The 8,957-nt window shown below is 35.0% G+C and carries 10 protein-coding genes; 8 read left to right on the top strand and 2 right to left on the bottom strand.

Going from position 1 to position 8,957, the window contains the following annotated elements; all coding sequences use genetic code 11:
- Positions 1-147: 147 nt before the first annotated feature.
- The 3 genes from ACN4EE_RS13640 (at position 148) to ACN4EE_RS13630 (ending at position 3,132) form a co-directional block, all read left to right on the top strand.
- A complete protein-coding gene (locus tag ACN4EE_RS13640; protein ID WP_431707003.1) occupies positions 148-552 on the top strand; it encodes a hypothetical protein in 405 nt (134 codons plus the stop codon).
- A 190-nt stretch (positions 553-742) separates the two neighbouring features.
- Entirely contained in the window at positions 743-2,035 is a 1,293-nt protein-coding gene (locus tag ACN4EE_RS13635) for a glutamate-5-semialdehyde dehydrogenase (protein WP_431707002.1), read from the top strand.
- A 152-nt stretch (positions 2,036-2,187) separates the two neighbouring features.
- Positions 2,188-3,132 (top strand): putative bifunctional lysylphosphatidylglycerol flippase/synthetase, encoded by a 945-nt coding sequence (locus ACN4EE_RS13630; RefSeq protein WP_431707001.1) that lies wholly within the window; start codon positions 2,188-2,190, stop codon positions 3,130-3,132.
- Between the two features lie 161 nt (positions 3,133-3,293).
- On the opposite strand, the gene ACN4EE_RS13625 is transcribed toward ACN4EE_RS13630, so the two are convergent.
- A complete protein-coding gene (locus ACN4EE_RS13625) occupies positions 3,294-3,599 on the bottom strand; it encodes a hypothetical protein (protein WP_431707000.1) in 306 nt (101 codons plus the stop codon).
- A 335-nt stretch (positions 3,600-3,934) separates the two neighbouring features.
- Between ACN4EE_RS13625 and rpaB the strand changes: the two genes are divergently transcribed.
- The 5 genes from rpaB (at position 3,935) to ACN4EE_RS13600 (ending at position 7,972) form a co-directional block, all read left to right on the top strand.
- On the top strand, positions 3,935-4,672 hold the full coding sequence (gene rpaB / locus ACN4EE_RS13620) for a response regulator transcription factor RpaB (RefSeq protein ID WP_431706999.1): 738 nt from the start codon (positions 3,935-3,937) through the stop codon (positions 4,670-4,672).
- A gap of 70 nt (positions 4,673-4,742) precedes the next feature.
- A complete protein-coding gene (locus ACN4EE_RS13615; protein WP_431706998.1) occupies positions 4,743-5,393 on the top strand; it encodes a cofactor assembly of complex C subunit B in 651 nt (216 codons plus the stop codon).
- Positions 5,394-5,408: 15 nt separating this feature from the next.
- On the top strand, positions 5,409-5,678 hold the full coding sequence (locus ACN4EE_RS13610) for a Uma2 family endonuclease (protein WP_431707006.1): 270 nt from the start codon (positions 5,409-5,411) through the stop codon (positions 5,676-5,678).
- A 168-nt stretch (positions 5,679-5,846) separates the two neighbouring features.
- Positions 5,847-7,529, top strand: coding sequence for an ArnT family glycosyltransferase (locus tag ACN4EE_RS13605; RefSeq protein WP_431706997.1), 1,683 nt, complete (start codon positions 5,847-5,849; stop codon positions 7,527-7,529).
- Positions 7,526-7,972 (top strand): hypothetical protein, encoded by a 447-nt coding sequence (locus ACN4EE_RS13600; protein ID WP_431706996.1) that lies wholly within the window; start codon positions 7,526-7,528, stop codon positions 7,970-7,972. The genes ACN4EE_RS13605 and ACN4EE_RS13600 overlap by 4 nt, the downstream gene beginning before the upstream one ends.
- Before the next feature lie 93 nt (positions 7,973-8,065).
- Here ACN4EE_RS13600 and trpA read toward each other — a convergent pair whose 3' ends face one another.
- The gene (gene trpA / locus ACN4EE_RS13595; RefSeq protein ID WP_431706995.1) at positions 8,066-8,860 is read right to left on the bottom strand and encodes a tryptophan synthase subunit alpha; all 795 of its coding nucleotides are present in this window, start codon (positions 8,858-8,860) and stop codon (positions 8,066-8,068) included.
- Positions 8,861-8,957 lie beyond the last annotated feature (97 nt).

The raw sequence follows: 8,957 nt of genomic DNA, 5'->3' as shown, positions 1-8,957 counted from the left end.
AACAAAACAGGAGGAGGAAGAGGGGGAAGAGGAGGAAGAAAATAATTTAAAACCATTTCTAATTCTTCATTCTTCATTCTTCATTCTTCATTCTGAATGAGATTATAATAATGAAAGAGACTATTATTATGTAAATTGAAAATAGCTGTGCGTTGGCAAAAACCCGTAAAAATTGACTTAAATTGCGAATATCCTTGCCCTTGTCGTCGCAAAGGGCGATTATTACCTATTATCTTAACGGAAGCTATGGGGTGCGATCGATGTCAACAAATTTTTGTGGTAACGGATAAAGAAGAGTGTATCGAACAACTAAATCCGAGTTATCCTTATAAAAAAAAATGGCGTTGGAATGGTAAACGATGGATTTTTGCCCAAAAACCTTGGCAAGAAAGTTACTTTTATTTTATGATTAGCTGTTTTCTAGCTTGTCTCCTAGTTAGTACACCTTTACTAATAACTCTAACTGGTGGATTTCAGCTAATTTCTGGTATCATTGTAGGGTTAATTTTAATCTTATTATCTATTTCTTTGTGGTTAGCCTATCATCGTTAAATGAAAGTAGGAAATAGGTAATAGGTAATAGGTAATAGGTAATAGGTAATAGTGGAATATTTGTATTTTGTACTTTTTGTGCTTAGTTTTTGAGTAAAAACTGCTCACTATGAGTGTTAATGTAGCCTGTCTAAACCATTGATTTTAATAGTTTTCCTATCTTCAAGCAAATCCTAGTTAAGATAAAAAAATGAAAGATAATTCCACTGACAAAACCACTCATATTGTACGACAAGCCCATCAAGCCTTTGTACAGATGAGTAATATTAAAGGTGTTGAACGTTCTCATGCCGTGTTACTAATGGCAACCAAATTAGAAGAATGCTTAGATGATATTTTACAGGCTAATACCCTTGATTTGGAAATTAGCAAGGAAATGGCTGTGCCAGATTTAATTCTGGAGTGGCTAAAATTAACTCCTCAACGATTACAAACCTCGATCGAAATCTTAAAGACATTAGCCGAATTACCTGATCCGTTTCAAAAAGTAATCAATTCACCTTATCAAGTAACCTACTGTCAAAATTACTCTCAATTAATGCCTTTAGGGGTAATTGCTTTCATTTACGAAGCCTTGCCAGAGTTAGCGATTATTACTGCTGGATTAGCTACCAAAACAGGAAATAGCTTAATTTTGAGAGGAAGCAGTGATGCTAGTAATACTAATACCATTATCACCCAAGTTTTACAAGTTGCCTTAGAAGATGCTAATTTCCCTTCTGGTTGTTTACAGTTTCTCCCCTCCGAAGAAGGCTATTCCATCGAAGATTTAGTAACATTAGATCAATATATTAACCTAATTATCCCCTACGGACGACCGAGTTTAATTCAGAAAGTAACTCAATTAGCCACCGCTCCCGTGTTAAAATCAGCTATAGCTAATTGTGGACTATATTGGTCATCTTCTAGTGATTTAGATTTAGTGCGTCACGTTATAATCGACAGTTACAAGAGTATTCCCGATCGAGTCAATGCCATAGAAAAAGTTTTAATCAACAAAAATCATAGCTCTAATTCGATCGTAAGACTATTTAATCATCTCAAGGAGCAAAAATTAAATCTGTTAGGAGATGAAAGTTTAGTAGCTGAGTTTCCCGACTATCTTACCCTAGCGAAACCTTATCATTGGCAACAACCCTTATTTAATCATCGTATCGCTTTTCGTATTGTTGATGATCTTGATAGTGCCATTACATGGATGAATGAATATAGTAGTGGTCATGCTAACTGCATTGTAACAGATTCTTACCAAGAAGGAAGAACTTTCGCGATGGAAATTGACAGCGCCTTAGTTTATGTTAATTCTTCTCCTCGTTTTTACCGCTATTTACCCGGTAGCAACTCTGTTTTTCTCGGTATTTCTAGTCAAAAAGGACATCGCCGAGGGTTAATCAGTTTAGAAACCTTTACTACCCAGAAACAAATTGTTATGGGTAACGCCGAAACTTCTCCTATCTCTTATGGAATAGGTGATGGTGAATAGTGAATAGTGAATAGTGGATTTTTGGTAACAAGATAATTATTTTTTTATCTGATGTCTCTCTGATAGTCGCTTTAGCAGACTTTTACTATTAGCATTGAAATTTATTTCAATGTGAGTTATGAATTAACATCTCAATTCTCAATTCCTAATTAATGAAAACTAATTTACAAGTCAAAAACATTCGTCAAATTATCCCCATTATCTTCATAATTGTCTTATTTTCAATTTCCATAATGGCGATCGTATCAGAATTAAAAAAAGATAGTATTGAATCAGTATGGTTATATCTTCAAAATATTCCTCGTGGGCATAAAATCAATGCCTTAGCGATGACAATTTTAGGCTATGGATTGATGACGGGCTATGATTGGTTAGGATTTGCCCATATTCGTCAAAAACTTTCGGCTTGGAAAATTGGCTTTACCGCTTTTATTAGCTATGCCGTAGGCAATACCGTTGGTTTTAGTGTGTTTTCTGGTACAGCTATTCGTTATCATTATTACGGTTTATGGGGTGTCTCCAATATCAAAATTGCGGAATTAGTTGTCTTCACTCACCTTACTTTTTGGCTAGGATTACTCAGTATTGGAGGTACTGTATCATTAATTGATCCTTTAACTTTACCTTCTGTTCTCAAATTACCCTTTGATTCTATCCATCCCATTGGATATATTTTTCTCTCCCTTGTCATTATTTATTTTATTCTTAGTGTCACCCTTAAACATCCCATTCCTTTTAAAGACGAAGAAATAACTTTTCCTAAACCTATCATTTCGATCGGTACAATTATAGTAGCAGGATTAGACTGGGGATTAGCGGCTGGAGTGCTATATTCACTATTACCTATCAATCACTCCATGTCTTATATCGGCTTTTTTGGTATTTATATCATCGCCCTAACCGCAGGATTAATCAGTAACGTGCCGGGGGGATTGGGAGTATTTGAAACGGTGATATTATATTTACGCCCTGAATCTATCTCCTCATCGGATACTTTAGGGGGATTAATTGCTTATCGTATCATTTATTTTTTCATTCCTTTGATTGTCGCCTTAGCTTTGATTGGTATTCAAGCATTAAAAAACAAAAATAGTTAGGGGTTTGCGAAAAATGTTTTTTGATGAAGGTGGGCAAAATGTTTTTTGATGGGGATGGGCAGAATAATATTCTGCCCCTACAGTATATCGTAGAGGTTGAACACTGTTCAACCCACCCCCTCCCAAATCTTTCTATATTTCAATCATTTGATGCTCAAAAATTAACCGATAGGGGGTGCTAAAAATTTGAAGAGGAGAGTAATAACCGCTAAAATTAAGCCACTGACAATACTGATCAAAATTCCTCTGTTAGTAAACTCAAGGTTATCAATCCTTTTGTTTGTATCGTCTAACCTTTTGCCTAATCCATTGACATCGCTTTTAATCGTAGCTATATCTATCTTCATGTCATTCAATTTACCATCTAATAGTTGATAGCGATTGTCTATTTTTTCGTTGATTTGCTCAAATTTAGAGTTAATTAAATCTTTTAATTCTCTTAAATCATTATCTGTGGTTGTACTCATGCTAAACTCCTATTATGGATAATTCTTGTTAGGGGTAATTGCTTCTTATTTTTACTCCTAACTTTAATTCTACTCTCAAAGTGCTTGATGTTGGGATTATTCGATCGAGCAAACATAAAACAAAAAACAATTAAAGTCTTGTTTGCCATTACCTTTGGCAACTCTACTGAAACTCGCTTTATAGTGTGAGTCTTCTTTGTACATTTAAGATAAAATTAAGACTTGTTAATATTTATTATTTTACAATCAGTAATAGTTATGGTTTATGGTTGATAGTCTCATCCTGACTATGACATACAGTAAAAATATGTTTAAAATTTGTAGGAGTTAACATTTTGGACAATCAGAAAGAAAAAATTTTAGTGGTGGATGATGAAGCAAGTATTCGCCGTATTTTAGAAACTCGTTTATCCATGATTGGTTATGATGTCGTCACTGCCGCCGATGGAGAAGATGCGATCGCTACATTTCATGCTACTCAACCAGATTTAGTGGTATTAGACGTAATGATGCCCAAGTTAGACGGTTATGGGGTATGTCAGGAATTGCGCAAGGAGTCTGATATTCCGATTATTATGTTAACTGCTTTAGGGGATGTTGCCGATCGAATTACAGGTTTGGAATTGGGCGCTGACGACTATGTAGTCAAACCCTTTTCTCCCAAAGAATTAGAAGCTCGTATTCGTTCTGTACTGCGTAGAATAGATAAAACAGGCACTGCGGGAATCCCTAGTTCTGGTGTAATTTCTGTTAATGCTATTCGTATTGACACAAACAAAAGACAAGTGTATAAAGGAGAGCAACGCATTCGCTTAACAGGTATGGAGTTTAGCTTATTAGAATTGTTAGTCAGTAAATCGGGAGAAGCCTTTTCTCGATCGGAAATATTACAGGAAGTCTGGGGCTATACTCCTGAACGTCATGTGGACACAAGAGTAGTGGATGTTCATGTATCTCGCTTAAGAGCTAAATTAGAAGAAGATCCTAGTAATCCTGAACTTATTTTAACAGCAAGAGGTACTGGTTATCTTTTTCAACGCATTTTAGAGCCGGGGGAGAAGAAACCCAGTTAGAAGACTAGGAGGCTAGAAGACTAGGAGACGAGGAGAAAATTCACTTAATTCTTAATTGTTAATTCTCAAGATGTCTCGAAAAGAAGAAAATCAATTTATTCAAAATTTACCTTTAGTAGCTGGTATTTTAGGGGGGTTTTTGTTGATGATTAATCGTTTAAGCACTCCCACTGTCTTAGATTCTCAAGCTCGATCGGATGCTCTGGGGGTGATTCTTTGTGCTATGCTTCTTTTGACAAGCATTTTGTTACGACAAATAAAATCTGTGCCTCCCCAAAGCGTTACTTTAATCGGAAAAGAAGGCATGGAATTTGCTACTGATTTGTCTGAAACCGTGAAAACTGAATTAGCATGGGCTAGTCATCTTATCCTTAATAATACCGTTACTAAGTCGATCGTGATTTATTATCAAGGAAAAATTCTGTTACGGCGAGGCATTTTAGGAGAGAAAAATATCGTTAATGTTGGCACGATTTTACAACGAGTAATGACAACTCAAAAACCTGTTTACTTAGTCGATTTAAAACACTACCCCGCCAAGATAGAGTTTGATTATTTACCTGATAATATTCAAGGATTAATTTGTCTTCCTTTACAAAATCAAGGAGCGGTTATCGTAGCGACAAATATTCCTCGTAGTTATACTAAACAAGATGAGGCATGGATTGAAGGCATTACGGAAAAAATTGCTCTCACTCTACAACAAAGTTGGAGATTATAGTCAAAAAAAGGAAGAATAGCTGACAGATTTGATAGATTACCAGATTGGACGATCGAAATTTTATCACCAAATCAAAGTTTAATGAAAGTGTTAGATAAATTGCTTTTTTGTTCGGAAAATGGTACTCATTTAGGTTGGTTAATTAATCCCGAAGATGAAACAATTTTAGTGGTATTTAGTGACCAAAAAGTTAAAATTTTTCAAGATGATAATATTTTACCCGTATTAGATAACATAGAACTAAATTTAACCGTTAATGATATTTTTAATTGGCTCAATATTTAATGGTAATTTATTTTTCGATATATAAAGACAGGGTAGTTCATAAGAAAATTTATCATACTTAAAGCAAGTGAGGCATTAATTCGATCGAACTGAGGTTAGAATATATGTTAACTCATTATCTAATAGAGTATTGTCTATTCTCAATTTGAATTTCTCTCTTATTACACTATGAATCGCTCTACTTCCACCGATGAAATCTCCCGTTATTATACGAAATCAAACGATCGATGGTGGGAATTTTTTACCTTTTCTAGTCTTTTTATTTTAGCGATTATTTTATATACTTTTCATTTAGGTAATGTACCCTTGAGAGACTGGGATGAAGGTACTTTTGCTCAAGTCGCTAAGGAAATTTATGAGTCTTCCTTTCGTGATTGGCGTTGGCTTTTTCCTACCATTTGGGGTGAGCCTTATTTGAATAAACCTCCCTTAATTCATAGTTTGACGGCGTTGGTTTATAGCTTTTTTGGTGTCAGTGAATTTTCCACTCGTATCGTGGGCGCTTCTTTAACGGCTTTATCTGTGCCTTTGCTTTATGGGGTGGCAAGAGAATTATTTTTACCTCGTTATTATGCCTTTTTTTCGGCTTTGGTTTATCTAACTACTATGCCAGTGGTGAGACATGGAAGATTAGCAATGCTTGATGGTGCAGTGTTATGCTTTCAAATGTTGATGATGTTATTCGTCTTAAAAGCCAGAAGGGATTTGAGATATGCTTTACCTGCGGGAATTGCTTTTGGCTTGATTTGTTTAAGTAAGGGGTGGATGTTAGGATTATTATTAGGTTCGATCGTACTCTTATTTTTAATGTGGGATACTCCCCGTTTAATTTCTTCTGTCTATCTCTGGTGTGGACTCTTTTTAGGTATATTACCTGTTATTGCTTGGCAAGTTGCCCAATATTTCCACTATGGTGAACAGTTTATCAATACTTCCGTCAAAGATCAATCCCTCGATCGAGTTTTTACCGCCGTAGAAGGGCATCAAGGGGCGATTTGGTATTATGTGATGGAGTTGCTAAAATATCCTCACCCTTGGATTTTTATTGCCATTGCAGGTATCGTCATCGCATGGCAAAATCGTAATTGGAGTTGGGCAAAATTTATTTTAGTGTGGAGTCTTACTTACCTAGTCGCCGTTTCGGTTATGGGTACTAAACTCCCATGGTATATTATGCCTATATATCCTGCACTTTCGATCGCTTCGGGGGTGGCTTTAGCAGAAATTAAATCTTTACCCTCTTTTATGAATTATCCTAAATGGTGGGGAGGTTTATTTGGTTTTCTCTGTTTTACCCTCACCGCAGGATTTTGCTACTTTCTCTTGACTCAACCTCAAAATCAACATTTATTAACTCTTTTGGCTTTGTTAGGTACAACTTTTTTCCTGACTACCATTTTAATCGTCAAAAAAGATTTACAATTTATCGGTGTTTTATTTTGGGGAATGTATGTGTCATTGATGGTGTTTTTTAGTTCTAATTATTGGTTATGGGAATTAAATGAAGCATATCCTGTTAAACCCATTGCTGAAATTGTTAAACAAGAAATTCCCCCTCAAGAAAGTGTCTATATCTCTTTTGATTACGATCGACCTTCCATGAATTTTTATAGTGAAAGAAGGGTAATACCTGTTAACCTAGAAAAGATGGAAGAATTAATGAAATATCCATCATACCTATTAATTGATCAAAAAAATCTGACTCAACTTGATTTAATTGCAGAAAAAAATCATTATTGTTATCCAACAGAAAATCTTGATCCTTTAATTAGTATAAGTTCTATGGGCAATTGTTGGGAAAAGATTAATATTCCCTCATCGCAATTTACATTATTAAAACCAATTAAATGAAATATTATAAACCTTCAGATAATTTAATCAAAAAATTTTTTATTCATGCACAAAAAAGAGGAATTAAACATTTTATCATCGGTTTATTATGGTTTATATTCTGGATGATAAGTTATCTCATCAGTATTTTTATCCAACCAGAATTAATCTTTATTCCGATGTTATTTAACTTGCCCTTAGCTTGTTTTTTTTTAGTAGGAATAATTTTAGAAACTCTATTTATTTACTATTCTAATATCGATTCATACTATGATATTTTCGGCAAAATATTTGTCTTATTATTCGCCTATGGATTTAATTATTATTATCGAGAATTTATTTATCAAGAAGTCAAACCTTTACTAAGAAAACTCAAATCAAGATTTAAAGAATTTTGGATGTGGTTACTTCCTTGGTTCACTTTAGTCTATATTATGGGAAGACTTAGTGCGATAATAGAATAGATTTTATCCATTCATTCTCAAAAAGAGGGCTTTAGCCCTTACTACAAACCCATTAAAAACATAAAAACACAGGCAAGATGCCTGTTTTACAGTTTAATTTGTGGTAATGGCTTGTTTGAGTTGACGGCATAAAGTTGCTAATTCCTCTAATCCCTTCGCTCGATCGACATTCGCAAGTTTCTTTACAAAAGCACTACCAACAATCACCCCATCTGCACCCCATTGTTTCATTTGTAGGGCTTGAGAAGGTTCAGATATACCAAAGCCTACGCCGATGGGTTTATCGGTGACAGTTTTTAGTTTACTGATTAAGTCTTCTACTCTGGCTTCTACGTTCGATCGAACTCCTGTTACACCCGTAACACTAACCAGATAAATAAAACCTTGAGAATTGAGCGCAATCTGTTCGATTCTTTCCATAGGAGAAGTTGGCGCAACTAAAAGAGTTACTTCAATGCCGTATTTTTGAGCAACGTCAAGGAAACTTTCGGCTTCCTCAAGGGGTAAATCTGGCACAACTAAACCTTTGACTCCTACTTGTGCAATAGTAGAAATAAAGTTCTCAACCCCTCGATAAAAAATAGGGTTATAGTAAGTAAATAAAATAATAGGAATCTCTACGGTAAGATTTTTGACTATATTCAGGACATCATCTAAGGTGACACCGTTTTTTAAAGCACGAGTAGCAGCCGCTTGAATTACAGGTCCATCCGCTAAAGGATCAGAATAGGGTACTCCTAATTCAATCATATCTGCGCCTTCTTGGGCAAGAAGTTCGATCGCCTTAACGGTGGTTTCCAAATCTGGATCACCTGCTGTAATAAAAGGTATTAAAGCACATTGAGACTTTTGTTTAAGTTCGTTGAAACGTTGAGAAACTGAAACCATAATGAATAATGAATAGTGAATAATGAATAGTGAATAGACATCTCCAAAAATTATTTTTAATTGGTTCGTAGTAAGGGCTTCAGCCCTTAAAATCTTA

The sequence above is a fragment of the Geminocystis sp. CENA526 genome (genome assembly GCF_050753365.1).
In the GTDB taxonomy this organism is placed as follows: domain Bacteria; phylum Cyanobacteriota; class Cyanobacteriia; order Cyanobacteriales; family Cyanobacteriaceae; genus Geminocystis.
The sequence above is the reverse complement of the archived record's forward strand: the minus strand, read 5'-3'. Positions and strand labels throughout refer to the sequence as shown.